15 protein-coding genes are annotated in these 14,595 nt (G+C 61.4%); 5 read left to right on the forward strand and 10 right to left on the reverse strand.

Going from position 1 to position 14,595, the window contains the following annotated elements; genetic code table 11:
- Positions 1-78 precede the first annotated feature (78 nt).
- A complete protein-coding gene (locus CO666_RS08145; protein ID WP_064841572.1) occupies positions 79-276 on the reverse strand; it encodes a Flp family type IVb pilin in 198 nt (65 codons plus the stop codon).
- A gap of 260 nt (positions 277-536) precedes the next feature.
- On the opposite strand from CO666_RS08145, the gene CO666_RS08150 reads away from it, so the two are divergent.
- Positions 537-1,067 carry a prepilin peptidase gene (locus CO666_RS08150; protein ID WP_097611811.1) on the forward strand — a complete coding sequence of 177 codons (531 nt, stop codon included), beginning with the start codon at positions 537-539 and terminating at the stop codon, positions 1,065-1,067.
- 56 nt (positions 1,068-1,123) lie between these two features.
- Here the strand turns inward: CO666_RS08150 and CO666_RS08155 are convergent, their stop codons facing one another.
- Both CO666_RS08155 and CO666_RS08160 read right to left on the reverse strand, forming a co-directional pair.
- Positions 1,124-1,621 carry a GNAT family N-acetyltransferase gene (locus CO666_RS08155; protein WP_097611563.1) on the reverse strand — a complete coding sequence of 166 codons (498 nt, stop codon included), beginning with the start codon at positions 1,619-1,621 and terminating at the stop codon, positions 1,124-1,126.
- On the reverse strand, positions 1,618-1,914 hold the full coding sequence (locus CO666_RS08160; protein ID WP_097611564.1) for a type II toxin-antitoxin system TacA family antitoxin: 297 nt from the start codon (positions 1,912-1,914) through the stop codon (positions 1,618-1,620). The genes CO666_RS08155 and CO666_RS08160 overlap by 4 nt, the downstream gene beginning before the upstream one ends.
- Before the next feature lie 205 nt (positions 1,915-2,119).
- Between CO666_RS08160 and CO666_RS08165 the strand changes: the two genes are divergently transcribed.
- The 3 genes from CO666_RS08165 (at position 2,120) to CO666_RS34480 (ending at position 3,170) form a co-directional block, all read left to right on the forward strand.
- Entirely contained in the window at positions 2,120-2,419 is a 300-nt protein-coding gene (locus CO666_RS08165; protein WP_097611565.1) for a hypothetical protein, read from the forward strand.
- 144 nt (positions 2,420-2,563) lie between these two features.
- The gene (locus CO666_RS08170) at positions 2,564-2,839 is read left to right on the forward strand and encodes a type II toxin-antitoxin system ParD family antitoxin (RefSeq protein ID WP_097611566.1); all 276 of its coding nucleotides are present in this window, start codon (positions 2,564-2,566) and stop codon (positions 2,837-2,839) included.
- Entirely contained in the window at positions 2,826-3,170 is a 345-nt protein-coding gene (locus tag CO666_RS34480) for a type II toxin-antitoxin system RelE/ParE family toxin (protein ID WP_097611567.1), read from the forward strand. The genes CO666_RS08170 and CO666_RS34480 overlap by 14 nt, the downstream gene beginning before the upstream one ends.
- Before the next feature lie 116 nt (positions 3,171-3,286).
- Here the strand turns inward: CO666_RS34480 and melA (CO666_RS08180) are convergent, their stop codons facing one another.
- The 6 genes from melA (CO666_RS08180) to melA (CO666_RS08205) all read right to left on the reverse strand — a co-directional run bounded on the left by melA (CO666_RS08180) (position 3,287) and on the right by melA (CO666_RS08205) (position 12,297).
- The gene (gene melA / locus CO666_RS08180) at positions 3,287-4,657 is read right to left on the reverse strand and encodes an alpha-glucosidase/alpha-galactosidase (RefSeq protein ID WP_097611568.1); all 1,371 of its coding nucleotides are present in this window, start codon (positions 4,655-4,657) and stop codon (positions 3,287-3,289) included.
- A 22-nt stretch (positions 4,658-4,679) separates the two neighbouring features.
- Entirely contained in the window at positions 4,680-6,347 is a 1,668-nt protein-coding gene (locus CO666_RS08185; RefSeq protein ID WP_097611569.1) for an ABC transporter ATP-binding protein, read from the reverse strand.
- Between the two features lie 10 nt (positions 6,348-6,357).
- Positions 6,358-7,494, reverse strand: a complete 1,137-nt coding sequence (locus CO666_RS08190) for an ABC transporter permease (RefSeq protein WP_097611570.1) — start codon at positions 7,492-7,494, stop codon at positions 6,358-6,360.
- 1 nt (position 7,495) lies between these two features.
- Positions 7,496-8,503 (reverse strand): ABC transporter permease, encoded by a 1,008-nt coding sequence (locus tag CO666_RS08195; protein WP_085740130.1) that lies wholly within the window; start codon positions 8,501-8,503, stop codon positions 7,496-7,498.
- A gap of 116 nt (positions 8,504-8,619) precedes the next feature.
- Positions 8,620-10,707: an ABC transporter substrate-binding protein gene (locus CO666_RS08200; protein ID WP_097611571.1), complete on the reverse strand. Its 2,088-nt coding sequence runs from the start codon at positions 10,705-10,707 to the stop codon at positions 8,620-8,622.
- Between the two features lie 123 nt (positions 10,708-10,830).
- Positions 10,831-12,297 carry an alpha-glucosidase/alpha-galactosidase gene (gene melA, locus CO666_RS08205; RefSeq protein WP_097611812.1) on the reverse strand — a complete coding sequence of 489 codons (1,467 nt, stop codon included), beginning with the start codon at positions 12,295-12,297 and terminating at the stop codon, positions 10,831-10,833.
- 245 nt (positions 12,298-12,542) lie between these two features.
- Here melA (CO666_RS08205) and CO666_RS08210 point away from each other — a divergent pair, with 245 nt between their 5' ends.
- A complete protein-coding gene (locus CO666_RS08210; protein ID WP_097611572.1) occupies positions 12,543-13,385 on the forward strand; it encodes an AraC family transcriptional regulator in 843 nt (280 codons plus the stop codon).
- A 19-nt stretch (positions 13,386-13,404) separates the two neighbouring features.
- Here the strand turns inward: CO666_RS08210 and CO666_RS08215 are convergent, their stop codons facing one another.
- Positions 13,405-14,466 (reverse strand): class I SAM-dependent methyltransferase, encoded by a 1,062-nt coding sequence (locus tag CO666_RS08215; protein WP_097611573.1) that lies wholly within the window; start codon positions 14,464-14,466, stop codon positions 13,405-13,407.
- Positions 14,467-14,595: the final 129 nt, after the last annotated feature.

A 14,595-nucleotide genomic window follows, 5' to 3' on the forward strand; every position in this document is an offset into this window, starting at 1 on the left:
GACGGAACGCATCCATTCATTGCTTCTAATTTAGAAGAGAGGGGTTAACAAAACCCCTCGCTTCTTCGTACGCCGATATCAGGCTGCTGGCGCGGTGAGGTTAGTCGTAAACCAGCCTGCCCAGCCGTTCCAAACGGTCGCCAGATTGGTGCCGGCCAATGTCACCGCCCCGATCACGCCGCCGACCAGCAAGGCAAGCAGAATGAGATATTCGGTCAGTGCGACGCCATCTTCTTCCCGCGCGAAAGCGCGTACGCAGTTTACAAATGCTTTCATCGAGAATTACCTCCCAGGTAAGTTGTGCGCCGTAATTTCCCCCGGCCGCGTTGTCGTCGAGACCGCCCCTTCGACTGGTTGTATTAATAATCTGTTAAGACTAAATTAGTCAATTGTTTTATACATGGACGATATACATCTATACTTTTATGGTTAAGACCAAAGACCGGGGAGCGCGCAGTCAATACCAGCTTGCGTCGCTGATGACGAATGAAAATAAACGTGCAGGTAGATTAAATAACCCAAAGAGGTTGCGCTCCATGCTGAAACTGGTCGTCGTTATTAATTATCTTTCAGTATTACTTTTTCTCTACGCCGCCTGGACAGACTTCCGTACATGGAAGATCCCCAACACGCTCGTTCTTGCCCTCGTAACACTCTATGTATTGCGCGCGTTGGCTGTGATTCTCAGCGCCGAAGATGTCGGCGCTGCGCTGTTTGATTCGAGCGGAATTGGCGGCGACCTCGGGGCCGGCCTGCTGATGTTCATGCTTGGGGTGGTGCTCTGGGCACTCCGGCTGTTCGGCGCAGGAGATGCCAAGCTTTTCCTGCCGATCGGCCTTTTTGTCGGATGGCACGGCATGCTGCCGTTTTCGTTTTTCCTCCTCGTCCTCGGCGTCGTGACGCTGCTCACCCTGCGGCTGCCGGTGCCGTTACCCGTCGCACATCTCGCTTTTTTCATGCGCATCGCGGAAATCCGGGCGAGCCGGAAGGTGCCTTATGGCGTCGTCATGGTTTTCGCCGTGCTCCTCACCCTGGCTTTGCCCATTATCCGACAGCAGCTGCGGTGACCTGCAGCGACAACTTCCTCACGGCGCGGCGAGACGTGCGCCTGAGCAAAGCATGGTCACGCGTTCAGCGCGCTATTGAGATCATGCAACCCGATCATCAGCATCATCGGGTCGGATGGCGAGGGCAGGAAACCGACGGCCTCATAGAAAGCGCGTGCGCCGTCGGAAATCGCATGCACCAGCACGCCGCGAATTCCGAGGATGTCTGCGGCATTGAGCAGGCGCAGGCCCGCATCGCGCACCAGTGCTCTGCCGATCCCGCGCCCTTGGTAGGACTGATCAATGGCGAGGCGGCCAAGCACGGCAACCGGAATCGGATCAGGCATGTTGCGCCGAAAACGACCGGGCGCTTCCGGCAGCTTCACGGCACCGGAAGCGAGTGCGTAATAGGCGATGACCCGGCTTCCCTCGCCCACGACGAAGGTGCGCGACGCGCCGCCTGCCTGATTGGCGCGGGCGCGGCGACGCAGCCAGTCATTCAGTTCAGGCACGCCGGAATTGAATTCAGCCAGCTCGTGATGATCGGCCAGCGGTGCCGGTGGGCTAAGGGTCACGCTTCATCCCATGGCGCTTTGGTCGACATGGTCCGTTTCAGGCGCTCATTGGGCTGCGCGGGCGCGTCGAGGCGGGCAAGGTATTCGGCATGGATTTCCGGGGTGACTGTGAAGATGACATGATCGAGCAGCACTTCCTCGGCTCGGCGCTCGGAAGCCTCCAGCATGAAATCCGTGCGCGTCTTGCCAAGCAGCTCGGCGGCGCGGTCGATCAAATTGCGGGTCGCGGGCTTGATGCGCATATTCAGCGGCACGCTTGCGTCCGGACCTTTGTTCGTAGGCGAGATGGGCATGGGACACTCCTGTCTGGAGTACATCATAGTGTAATGACATTATCTTTACAAGCGCCGTAAAGATATCGTCATTACACCCTCTCACCTCGCGGAACTCTCAACCCAGCCCCCACCGGGTCAACTATCGGATTGGTCGTCAAAGTTTGAGTTGACCGTTTTCGATGGCGAAGCGACACTTACCTGCAGCGAGGCAGGAGGAAAGACGATGGACGACCTAGACCGCTGGCGCCAGATGGCAAGCGCTCCGAAAGACGGCAGCCGGATCCTGGTGACGATCCGCGCATCCGAACAGGGGCCGGCGGAAGTCGACCTCGCCTATTGGTCGCACGGCGATCAGTTCGGTGGAGAAGGCTGGCGCGCCTCCGATTCCTCGCCCGGCCACATCATCGAATATGCCGAGCCGGAACTGAAGTGCTGGATGCCGATGCCCTCCGCCAATCGCACCTCGATGCCTTCGCCCTGGGAAGGCGACGACGCCCAGCAACTCGACGGCTCAGGGATTTAAGAAGCCCCGCCCTGGCAGCCTTGGTATCCGAATCAACACAGCACCACATCATCGGCCGTCGCCTTTGAGGAACAGAGGGAGGGGTTCCGTCCTATTGGTGGATGTGCTACTGAGTAGCAAAAATCGCCCGGTGGAGATAAACCGATGAGTGTCAAATCGTCGATCTCGCTGACCGATCAGCAGGACGCGTTTGCACGTTCGCTGGTGGAGAGCGGGCGCTATTCCAGCATGAGTTCCGTTCTTCAGCAGGGCTTGGAACTCCTCCGCCAAAAGACGGAAACCGAGGCCGTCGAAACGGCAGCTCTTCGAGAACTGGTCCAGCGGCGTTTGAAGGACCCGATGATTTCCACGACGGAAATGGAAAGCCGCGTCGAGACAATGATCGCGCGGAAGCGGCGAGTTATTCGTGTGGACCCTTGAATATTCCGAGGATGTCGAACGAGATTTCGAGTTGATTTTCGATCATCTCTTCGAGTCCTATGTCGAACTCGGAGACTCGCCCGACGAGGCTTTCGAGCGTAGCGCTGAGCGAATCCGTAAATTGCGCGTCGAAATTGATCGTCTTGTCGATACGCCTTATATCGGGACATTGCGAGCCGACATTTGCCCTGGAATCCGGTTTCTGCGGCGGGACAGGACGGCGGTGTGGTTCCTGCCGGTAGAAAGCAGCCGCAGGATCATTATTGCTGCCATTTTTTACGGCGCGCAGGACCATATCAGACATATGCTTACACGTATGCTGTCTGGATAAAAGGTCGCTCCGTGCGCCCGCGCGGCGGCCCACGTCCGCAACAAGTCTTTCACGCAAAAGCCCCGCGGTCGTTGCCACACCGCGGGGCTCTTTGACGCCTCACCCGGGAGAGGGGGTCAGGCGGCCTTGATTTTGCTGGATGTCCGCGCCCATTCCGGCAGCCAGTCGCCGTGGGCGGCGAGCAGGTCGTCGACCAGCGACCAGATCTGGTCGAGGTCGAGTTCGGCGGCCGTATGCGGGTCCATCATCGCGGCGTGGTAGATGTGCTCGCGATTTTCCGTCATCAGCGCCTGCACCGTCAGCTCCTGGACGTTGATATTGGTGCGCATCAGCGCCGTCAGCTGCGGCGGCAGGGCGCCGATGAAGGTCGGCTGGATGCCTGACGCGTCGACCAGGCAGGGTACTTCGGCGGCGCAATTTTCCGGCAGCGAGGTGATGCAGCCATTGTTGCGGACATTGCCGTAGATCACCGAGGGTTCGCCGGTCCAGACCGAATTGATGATCGAGGAGGCATATTCCTTCGACGGCTGAACCTCGATCTTGTCGGCCGAACGATAGGCTTCGGCCTGGCCCTTCCAACGTTCGATCTGCTCGATGCAGCGCTTCGGATATTCATCGAGCGGGATGCCGAACTTCTCGATCAGGTCGTCGCGGCCCTCCTTGATGAAATAGGGGGTGTATTCGGCGAAATGCTCCGAGCTTTCGGTGACGAAATAGCCGAGCCGCGTCAGCATCTCGTAGCGCACCTTGTTCGGGCAGCGCGGGTTCCAGCCGGGCTTCGGCGCCCTGCCCTCGCGGTAGCCGCGCAGCAGGTCGGGATAAAGGTTGCGATAGGAACCGTCGGCCTGGCGATGCTCGAATTTGAGATAGAAGGCCATGTGGTTGATGCCGGCGGCGCGGTAGCGGATTTCCTCGTAGGGAATGTCGAGGTCGTGGGCCAGTTCCATCGCCGTGCCCTGCACCGAGTGGCAGAGGCCGACCTGACGGATGCTGGGATACTTCTCCGAGATCGCCCAGGTGTTGATCGCCATCGGGTTGACATATTGCAGCATGATCGCCTCGGGGCAGACGGCGAGCATGTCCTCGCAGACCTTCCACAGATGCGGCACGGTGCGAAGCCCGCGCATGATGCCGCCGACGCCGAGCGTGTCGGCGATCGTCTGGCGCAGCCCGTATTTCTTCGGCACCTCGAAATCAGTGACCGTGCAGGGCTCGTAGCCGCCGATCTGGAAGGCGACGACGACGAAATCGGCCCCGGAAAGCGCCTTGCGCTGGTCGGAATAGGTCTCGGCCTTGGCCGCCACACCGAGCGTCGAGATCAGCTTGTTGACGACGATGGCGCTTTCCTCAAGCCGCTGCGGATTGAGATCCATCAGCGCGATCGTCGCCCCCGACAGCGCCGGACGCTGAAGCACGTCGCCGATGATGTTCTTCATGAAGACGGTGGAGCCTGCTCCGATGAAGGTGATTTTGGGATTTCCTGCCATTAGTGCCTCCGGCATTCGATAATCATGCTACCTCGAAAGCGGCCTTGACGAGCCGTTCGGTGTAAGCGGTCTTGGGATGGGTGAGAACTTCGTTGACGGGCCCCTCTTCGACGATCTTGCCATGCTGCATGACGATGACACGATGGCAAAGCGCCCGGACGACCTTGAGGTCGTGGGAGATGAAGAGGTAGCTCAGGCCCCGCTCGTCCTGCAGCTTGCGCAGGAGCTCGATGATCTGCGCCTGAACGGACAAGTCGAGTGCGGATGTCGGTTCGTCGAGCAGGATGAATTCCGGCTCCAGCGCGATAGCGCGGGCAATGGCGATGCGCTGGCGCTGGCCGCCGGAAAATTCATGCGGAAAACGCGACAGGATATTGCCGGGCATGCCGGCGGCAATAAGCGCCTCGCTCACCCGGTCCTGGCGCTCGGCCCTCGTGGCGCCGAGCTTGTTGACGACGAGGCCCTCCTCGATGATCTGGCCGACCGTCATGCGCGGGTTGAGCGAGGAGAACGGATCCTGGAACACCACCTGAATGCGGGCACGCAAGGGCCGCATCTCGGCCCTGGAAAGCCCGTGGATCGGCTGATGGTCGAAATGGATCTCGCCGGCCTGGGGCGTGTTCAGCCGCAGGATCGCCTGGCCGAACGTGGTCTTGCCGGAGCCGGATTCACCGACGATGCCGAGCGTCTCGTGACGGCGCAGCGTCAGGTCGAGGCTGTCGACGGCGACCAGCTCGCGCATCGCCGGCTTCAGAATGGTGCCGTGGCGCAGCATGAAGGCGACGCGCACACCCTTGGCATCGAGAATGACATCCGATCCTTCCGGCAGCGGATTGGCTTGCCCACGCGGTTCGGAGCCGAGCAGATGCCTTGTATAGGCGTGCTGCGGATTGGCGAAGAGCGCTTCGGTGGTGTTGTGCTCACGCACCTCGCCGTGCTGCATGACATAGACGTAATCGGAGAACTGCCGCACCACCGTCAGATCATGGGTGATGAGGATGACCGCCATCCCCAGCTCTTTCTGCAGGTTGCGGATGAGGTTCAGAATCTGCGCCTGCACGGTGACGTCGAGCGCCGTCGTCGGCTCGTCGGCGATCAGCACGTCGGGATCGTTGGCGAGCGCCATGGCGATCATCACCCGCTGGCGCTGGCCGCCGGAAAGCTGATGTGGATATTGCTTGAGCCTAGCTGCGGGATCGGGAATCTGCACATGTTCGAGCAGTTCGAGCGCCCGCTTTTCCGCATCCCTCCGGCTGACCCGGCGGTGGACGCGGATCGCCTCGACGATCTGGCCGCCGACCGTATAGATCGGGTTCAGCGAACTCATCGGCTCCTGGAAGATCATCGAGATGCGGTCGCCGCGCAGCTTGCGGCGCGCCCGCTCGGAGAATTTCAGGATATTGCTGCCGTCATAGGAAACCGTCGATTTGTCGGAGACGACGGCGCGCTTCGACAACAGCCCCATCACCGTTCGCGCCGTCACCGATTTGCCGGAGCCGGATTCGCCGACGATCGCGATGGTTTCGCCGCGATAGAGCTGGAAGGAGACGTCCTTGACGGCTTCGACCAGGCCGTTCTCGACCTTGAAATTCACCGCGACGTTGCGGGCGTCGATCACGGGCGTGTCCGAGCGGCCGTCGTGGTCGTGGCGAACGGGCGGGGCGAAGGAATTGACCAGTGCAAGAGCCATATCAATCACCTCAATAAGGATCGACTGCATCGCGCAGTCCGTCGCCGAGCGCATTGAAGGCGAAGACGGTGACGAGCACGAAGGCGACGGGAGAAAGAATCCAGGGATAGGAGCCGATGACCGAATAGGTCGCCGTATCCTGCAGCATCAGCCCCCAGGAAATCAGCGGCGGCTTGACGGCAAAGCCGAGGAAACCGAGGAAGGATTCCAAGAGCACGACGCTCGGTATGGCGAGCGTCACCGCGACGATGACGTGGCTCATCACATTCGGGAAGATATGCTGCAGGATGATGCGGGTGTCGGTGGCGCCGACCGCCATCGCCGCCCGGACATAATCGATGCGGGCGAGCGCCAAGGTCTTGCCGCGCACCTCGCGCGACATCTGCGCCCAGCCGAGCGCCGACATCACGCCGATGACGAAGGCGAGGAAGACATTGGTCGGCGCCGTCACCGGGATCAGCGAGGTCAGCGCCAGATAGAGCGGCAGCTGCGGGAAGGCGAGCACCAGTTCGACGAAACGCTGCAGCCAGACATCGAAGCTGCCGCCGAAATAACCCGAGACCATGCCGACCGTCGTGCCGATGACGGTGACGATGGTGACCACGGTCAGCGCGATCATCAGCGAGATGCGCGAGCCGATGATGGCGCGCGACAGCACGTCACGGCCGAACTTGTCGGTGCCGAGGAAATGCACCGGCTGGCCGTCGGTCGAGCCGAAGAAATGCCGCTCAGTCGGGATCAGGCCAAGAAGGTTGTATTCGGCGCCCTTGACGAAGAAGCCGAGCAGCCGCGGATTGTCGTAATCGACGCCGACGATCGGCTGGAAGGTGACGGGGTCGAGCTCCTCGGAATCCGACAGCGCATAGACGCGCGGCTGGAAGACGAAATTGCCGTCCTTGTCGTGGAAGCTCATCACCTGCGGCGGGGCGAAGCCGACATCGGTCGCCTTCGGGTCCATCGGCGCGAAGAAATCGGCAAAGATCGCCATGAAGAGCAGCAGCCCGACCAGCACCAGCCCGGCCAGGCCGGTCCAGGAGCGCCTGAGCCGGCGCCAGACGAGCGCCAGATAGCTCTCGCCGCCCTGCGATGGCTTCTTGACCGCGGGTTCGGTCGTCGGGGGTGTGTCGGACGAATCGAAAGCAAGCATGTCAGGCTCCTCCGAACTGGCGGACGCGCGGATCGAGCAGGGCCAGCAACATGTCGGCGATGATATTGCCGACGATCAGTGTTGCCGACAGCACCATCATGAAGGTGGCGGTGACATAGACGTCGCCGACCGCCATCGAGCCGACGATGGCCGGGCCGACGGTCGGCAGGGCGAAGATGATCGCCGTTTCGATCTCGCCGGTCAGCATGTAAGGCAGCACGACGCCCTGATACATCACAAGCGGATGCAGGGCATTCGGCACCGCATGGCGCATCACCACCGCGCCGCCGGACAGGCCCTTGGCCTTGGCCGTCTCGACATATTGGGCATTCAGCGTATCGAGCAGATTGCCGCGCATGACACGCATATTGTAGGCAAGCCCGCCGAAGGTGGCGATCGCCACGACAGGCCAGACATGGTGGACGAGATCGACGAATTTCGCCCACGACCAGGGTGCCCCACCATATTGCGGCGAGAAGAAGCTGCCGATCTCGGACACGTTGAACTGGAAAACCAGGAGGTAGACGATGATCAGCGCCATCAGGAAGCGCGGCACCGTCATGCCGAGGAAGGAAATTCCCGAAAGCAGGCTGTCGATCCAGCTGTATTGCCGCGTCGCCGCCCAGATGCCGAAGCCGATGCCGAGCACCGAGGCGAAGATGTGGCAGACGAGCGCCAGAAGCAGCGTGCGCGGCAGCCGCTCGGCGACCACATCGGCCACCGGCTTGTTGTAGAACATGCTGTAGCCGAAATCACCGCGGGTGACGATGCCGCCGATCCAGTTGACGTATTGGACGACCAGCGGCTTGTCGAGGCCGTGTTCGGCCCGGTAGGCCTGCGCCTGGGCTTCGGCCTGGGCGTAGGACGCGCCACCCTGATTGATCAGCTGTGATCTTATATAATCGGCATAATCGCCGGGCGGCGCCTGGATGATCGCGAAAGTCACCACGCTCAGGATGAAGAGAACGGGGATCGCGGAGGCTATGCGCACGAGCAGGAATCGCAACATCGAACGGTTCGCTTCGCTTTGCCGCCAGTCGCTCCTTGTCGGCGCGGCCGGCTCGTTGGTCATATCAGGCCGCGCGCCACGCGCGGCCTGACTCTCGCTTCAGCTGGGAGGGAACACTAGTTTATGGGACCCTTGTCGCCGGGCTTGCCCGGCAGCTGCTCGGGGAACAGCTCATATTTGCCCTGCTTGTCGGCGGCCACCCACAGGCGTTCGCGGATGATCGAGTCTTCAGCCCAGTTGAACATGAAGATCGGCGTCCCCTGCGGCACGTTGGAGAAGCGCTTGTTGATGATCAGCGCGCCCGGATATTCGGTCAGGCCGACGGTGTTGACGTGTTCGGTCGAGATCTTCTGATACTGCTTCATCAGATCGACGCGTTCGTCATTGCTCTGGCTGGTGGTGAACTTGTTGACGACGTCGACAAGCTCCTGTTCGAACGGCATCAGATCGAGCTTGTCGTCCTTGCCGGCACGATGGTTCCAGCTGGTGCGCGGACCGACCGGGGCGAGCTGCTCGGTATTCTGCACCACCGATGACAGTTCCGTGGTGTTGCGCTGGATCAACCAGTCGAAGCGGCCGGAATAATGGGCTTCGTCACGCTTCGCCCCGTCGAGTCCATTGATGATGATCTTCAGCCCGAGTTTTTCCATCTGGCCGACGACACCTTCGCCGAGGCTCTTGTCGGTCGTATAGTCGTTGTTGACGAGCAGAACGATTTCGACATTCTTGCCGCCGGCCGTACCGGCCGGGAAGTTCACGATGCCGTCGCCGTCCGTATCCTTGAGGCCGGCCTTGGCAAGCTCCGCCTTGGCGCCCTTCAGATCGAAGGGATAGTAGACGGTGGAGTTGCGGTCGTAGAAGCTGGTGCCGGAGGAAAGCCCGCCCGGATAGATCGCGGTGAACGGTCCCTTGACCAGCGAGTCGCCGATCGCCTTGCGATCGAGCGCCATGGTGACGGCCTTGCGGAAGTCCTCGTTGCGGTTCAGATCGCGGATCGCCTGGCCACGTTCGTCCGGGTTGCCCCAGCCATTGGCGGAGAAGTTCATGCGCAGATTATAGCCGATCAGGCGCGGACCGAAGGCAAGGCGGGCGGGCGCGGTCTTTTCGGCGGCTCGCTTCAGCGAGGCGACGAAGTTTTCCGGCTGCTCGAGGTTGGAGATGTCGGCAGAGCCCGCCACCGCCTGAACGTCGCGGTCGGCCCAGGTCGACAGCTTGTAGTGCAGCTCGTTGAGATAAGGCAGCTGATTGCCCTTCTCGTCGACCTTCCAGTAATAGGGGTTGCGCCGCAGGACGATGATGTCGTCGGAGCGATATTCCACCGGCACCCAGGCGCCCATCACAGGCATGTTCATGAACTCCGGCGGGAAGGCGTTCTTGAACTGGTCGTAGGTGTTCTTCGAATATTTCGGATGCTGGGGCTTCAGGATATGCGACGGACCCGGGCAGAAGTTCGGGTAGGACATCGTATAGAGATATTGCTTCGGGAAGGCCTCCTTGAAGGTCCACTCGACGGTATAATCGTCGATCTTCTTCAGCGTCGTGCCGACGCCGAAGGCCTCAGGCGAGGCGCCGCCGCCGAGCGGCGAGACGTTCGGGTCGACGACTTCGTCGTCCCAGTAGAACATGATGTCGTCGGCGTTGAACGGCGCGCCGTCGGACCATTTGGCGCCTTCGACCAGGTGCATGGTCAGCTTATGGCCGTCGGCGGACCAATCCCAGCTCTTGGCCAGATTCGGCAGCGGCTCGGTATCCTTGGCTTCCACCTGGAACAGCGGCGCGGTGCGGGTCAGGCATTCGGAAAGGCCGATATCGATGCCGCCCCAGCCCTGCGTCTGGCCGGCGCCGTAGTTCCAGCCCTCCGGCCGGCCGCCGATGACGTGGCGCATCGTATCGCCATAGACGCCGATGCCGTCGGGCATATTGCCCGTCTTGAAGACCAGTGGCTCCTTCGGCAGCCGGTCCTTGACCGGCGGCAGCTTGCCGGTGGCGACGAAACTCTTGGTGACCCAATCGGGCTCGTGATATTCGGGCAGCGCCTTGAACTCCAGGATGGAGTCGCGCGCCACATATTTGATCTTGCCTTCGGCCGGGAAGTCCGCCGGTGCCGGCGGAACGGTTGCTTCGGAAGCATAGGCATTCAGCGCCAGCACCGAGACGCCGAGCGCCAAGCCGGCCAGAATGCCTGTTTTGCGGATATTCATCATCGTTCTCCCTCTTGTTCCGGAGCGCGGGTCACACGGGCTCCTTTTCCTCGCACGATGTGATGGCGGGCCTGATGTCATGGATTTTCCTCCCGGAAACCCATGACGGCCCATCCGTCACGAGATTCAGACGGCCTGTTTCAGCGCCGCCTTTTCGGCGCGCAGCTCCTCGATCGAGCGGACGGTGCGGCGCGCGGCCCCCGCCCAGTCGCGGGTCTGCACCTTCGATTTCGACAGCCGCTCCTTGGCGGCCGGCACGGCATCGGCATATTGCGGCAGCCAGCGCGCCTGGGCAACGACCATCTCGTCGACCATCTGCCAGACCTCCTCGGGCGTCGAGACGGCTCCAACAAGCGGATCGTGCAGCACGGCGAGCTTCAACAGGTCGATATCGCCGGAGATCGCGGCATGCACCGACATGCGCTGGACGTTGATCGAGGAAATGCAGGTCGCCGCACAGGCTTCCGGCAGGGTGACGCCGGAGACCATGTTGATGCCGAAGCGGTCGACGAAGCCGGGCGATTCGATGATCGCGTCGGACGGCAGGTTGGTGATGACGCCGTTGTTCTTGACGTTGAAATGGCCGCGATAGACCCGGTTGGTCTCCAGCGCCTCCAGAATGTGGCTGGCATGTTCGTTCGAGCGCTTGGCCGGGTCGATCGGCTTCGATGCGGATTCCAGGAATTGCGGAAATTCGGTCTCGAACCAGTTGCGCGTTTCGGTGGAGTGGCGGAGATAGCCACCGGTCTCGCCATGGATCCAGTCGGACATGTCGATCCAGCGGGTGATTTCCTCCGGCCGCTTGCGATACCAGGGCAGGTATTCCGAGAGATGGCCGTTGCTTTCGGTGGAATAGACGCCGAACCGCTTCAGCACGTCGATGCGCAGTTTTTCCTGCTGCGAATAGACCGGATGCGCCTCGAAGGCGGCGACCAGCTCGTCCTTGCCGATCCTGCGGCCATTGAGGCGCAGGTCGATGAACCAGGTCTGGTGATTGATGCCGGAGCAGATGTAATCGAGCTCGCTCAGCGACTTGGCGCCGAGCACCTCGGCGATCTGTTCGGCGCCGTGCTGGACGCCGTGGCAGAGGCCGACGGTGTCGACCTTGCCGTATTCGATCGCCGCCCAGGTGTTCATCGCCATCGGGTTGGCATAGTTGAGGAACTTGGCGCCGGGCTCGGCGACCTCCCGGATATCCTTGCAGAAGTCGAGGATGACGGGAATGTTGCGCTGGCCGTAGAGGATGCCGCCGGCGCAGATCGTATCGCCGACACACTGGTCGATGCCGTATTTCAGCGGAATTCTGATATCGTCGGCATAGGCTTCGAGCCCCCCGACCCGGACGCAGCTGATGATGTAACGGGCGCCTGCGAGCGCCTGGCGGCGGTCGGTCGTTGCCGTCACCTTGGTCGGCAGCCCGTTCGCCTCGACGATACGGTCGAGGATCGCCTTGATCATTTCGAGATTATGCTCGCTGAGATCGGTCAGTGCGAATTCGACGTCGCGGAACTCCGGCACGCACAAGATGTCGGTGAACAGCTTCTTGGTGAAACCGACGCTGCCCGCACCGATGATAGCGATTTTGAAACTCATGATCTTCACCTCGACCCAATGGAATGCTAGAGAAAAGATTGATGTGGAGGAACAGGCCGCATGCCGGCGCATGGGGTTGAAAAAGCCGTAAAACTGCCTGTTTTCCTCCCGGCCGCTCTCGTCGACCGTCGTCTCTTCTGTGTTGTCGAGCGGGATTATGCCCGAAATCGGCGGCCCGACCAGAGAAGGATTATGCTTTCAGGGGTAATTTTGTGCTGCAGGATTTAATCGCCAACGGACAGTCGATGAGAACGGTTTCGCTGCCCCGCGGCCGCCAGCGGCTGCATGCCATGCCGACCAGCACCGGCTATGAAGTGCGCGAGAACGAAACCTATGACTGGGACGGCAGACGGCGTGGCCAGACCCCCTTCACCGTGCTGCAGCACACGATCAGCGGCTCGGGCCGGCTGCGCTACCAGAACCGCAATTATCGCCTCCAGGGCGGCGACACGCTGCTGGTGCTCGTCCCGCACAATCACCGCTACTGGCTGGAGAAGGGTGAGCGCTGGGAATATTTCTGGATCTCGATGAATGGCGAGGAAACGCTGCGCATCCACCAGCTGGTGCTGTCGACCGCCGGACCGGTGCTGAAGCTGCAGCGCTCGACCATCGATCATCTGGCCGATTGCAGCCTGCGCCTCGTTAAGGGCGCGACGTCGCCGGGTGCCGCCTCGGCGGTTGCCTATGAGGCGGCGATGGCGCTCTACGACGACGTCTTCGGTTCGCCATCCTTTGCCGCCGAGGCCAGCCCGATGCAGCCGGTGATCGACCATATCAATGCCCATCTCGAAAAGCCGCTGCCGGTCAGCGAACTCGCCGGCATCGTCGGCCTCAGCCGCGCGCATTTCTCGCGCAGCTTTGCCGAGAGCGAGGGCGTGCCGCCCGCCGAATTCGTGCTGCAGCAGCGCCTGCAGCGCGCCGTCAAGCTTCTGACCAAGGCCGATTTCCTGCCGGTCAAGGAAGTCGCCATCATGTGCGGCTTCGAGGATGCCAATTATTTCTCAAAAGTCTTCCGCCGCGTCTACGGCACCAACCCCACCGAATTCCGCACGACCGGCATGTATGCCAGCATCGGCAAGCTGAAATAAAATGCTTCCCCGACTTTCTTCAGGCCCGAACCTCGAACACCATGTTGAACGGGGTTTCCGTAGCGCGGCGGAAATGCTTGAAGCCGGCGTCGAGCGCGACCTTTCGAAGCTTCATTTCTCCCGCCTGGGCGCCGAGCCCGAGCCCGACTTCCTGGGAGAGCGATGCCGGCGTGCAGATCATCGTCGATGCGCCGTAATAGACGCGGCCCACGGGGTTGAGATTGTCCTTCAAATGGTCGTGGGCGAAGGGCTCGACGATCAGCCAGGTGCCGTTCGGGGCGAGCGTTTCCCTGACATGCCGGCCGGCGCCGACCGGATCGCCCATGTCGTGCAGGCAGTCGAACATGGCGACCATATCATAGCCGCGCCCGGGAAATTCCGCCGCCTTACCCTGCTTGAAGGTCACCCGGTCGGCGACCCCAGCTTCTTTGGCGGCAGCCTTGGCTCTTTCGATCGAGGGCCCGTGATAATCGAAGCCGGTAAAATGCGAGGCGGGATAGGCCTGCGCCATCAGAATGGTCGAGGCACCGTGGCCGCAGCCGACATCGGCGACATTGGCGCCGGCTTTGAGCTTTTCGTCCATGCCGGCAAGTGCGGGAATCCATTCGTTGACCAGATGGCTGTTATAGCCCGGGCGGAAGAACCGCTCGGTGCCGCGGAAGAGGCAGGTGCTGTGCTCATGCCAGCCGAGCCCCTTGCCGGTGCGGAAGGCATCGGCGATCTTCGGCTCGTCCATCCACATGGATTGCACGACCTCGAAGGCGCCGACGAAGAAGGCCGGGCTGTTTTCCTCGGCAAACACCATCGCCTGTTCCGGCGTCAGGCTGAAACGATCGGTTTTTTCGTCGTAAACGACATAATCGGCGGCCGCCTGGGCGCTCAGCCATTCCCTGAGGTACCGCTCCTTCACCCCGGTCTTCGCGGCAAGCTGCTCAACGGTCAACGGCGTGCCGTCGGCCATCGCCTTGAAGATCCCCACCTTGTCGCCAAGCACGACCAAGGCACCCGACATGGCGGCGCCGACATCGCCGACGAGACGACCGACCAGCGCATCGAGTTTCTGCATATCTGGCTCACGCATTGTTACCTCCCGGCGTGACAAAGGCGGTTAGATTAGGCCTTAATAATATTCAGTCAATCAACCTCCCCCATCGCCCAATCAGGGTAGATCAAAGGCCCTATTCCGCCCCGGCAAGACATGCGCTTGCCT

This window comes from Rhizobium chutanense, assembly GCF_002531935.1.
Classification (GTDB): Bacteria; Pseudomonadota; Alphaproteobacteria; order Rhizobiales; family Rhizobiaceae; genus Rhizobium; species Rhizobium chutanense.

Coding starts and splice junctions, on each gene's coding strand:
- melA (WP_097611812.1), bottom strand. CDS start 12,297: ATGAGTTTCAAAATCGCTATCATCGGTGCGGGCAGCGTCGGTTTCACC.
- CO666_RS08145 (WP_064841572.1), bottom strand. CDS start 276: ATGAAAGCATTTGTAAACTGCGTACGCGCTTTCGCGCGGGAAGAAGAT.
- CO666_RS08210 (WP_097611572.1), top strand. CDS start 12,543: ATGAGAACGGTTTCGCTGCCCCGCGGCCGCCAGCGGCTGCATGCCATG.
- CO666_RS08150 (WP_097611811.1), top strand. CDS start 537: ATGCTGAAACTGGTCGTCGTTATTAATTATCTTTCAGTATTACTTTTT.
- CO666_RS08190 (WP_097611570.1), bottom strand. CDS start 7,494: ATGCTTGCTTTCGATTCGTCCGACACACCCCCGACGACCGAACCCGCG.
- CO666_RS08195 (WP_085740130.1), bottom strand. CDS start 8,503: ATGTTGCGATTCCTGCTCGTGCGCATAGCCTCCGCGATCCCCGTTCTC.
- CO666_RS08185 (WP_097611569.1), bottom strand. CDS start 6,347: ATGGCTCTTGCACTGGTCAATTCCTTCGCCCCGCCCGTTCGCCACGAC.
- melA (WP_097611568.1), bottom strand. CDS start 4,657: ATGGCAGGAAATCCCAAAATCACCTTCATCGGAGCAGGCTCCACCGTC.
- CO666_RS08200 (WP_097611571.1), bottom strand. CDS start 10,707: ATGATGAATATCCGCAAAACAGGCATTCTGGCCGGCTTGGCGCTCGGC.
- CO666_RS08160 (WP_097611564.1), bottom strand. CDS start 1,914: ATGCCCATCTCGCCTACGAACAAAGGTCCGGACGCAAGCGTGCCGCTG.
- CO666_RS08165 (WP_097611565.1), top strand. CDS start 2,120: ATGGACGACCTAGACCGCTGGCGCCAGATGGCAAGCGCTCCGAAAGAC.
- CO666_RS08170 (WP_097611566.1), top strand. CDS start 2,564: ATGAGTGTCAAATCGTCGATCTCGCTGACCGATCAGCAGGACGCGTTT.
- CO666_RS08215 (WP_097611573.1), bottom strand. CDS start 14,466: ATGCGTGAGCCAGATATGCAGAAACTCGATGCGCTGGTCGGTCGTCTC.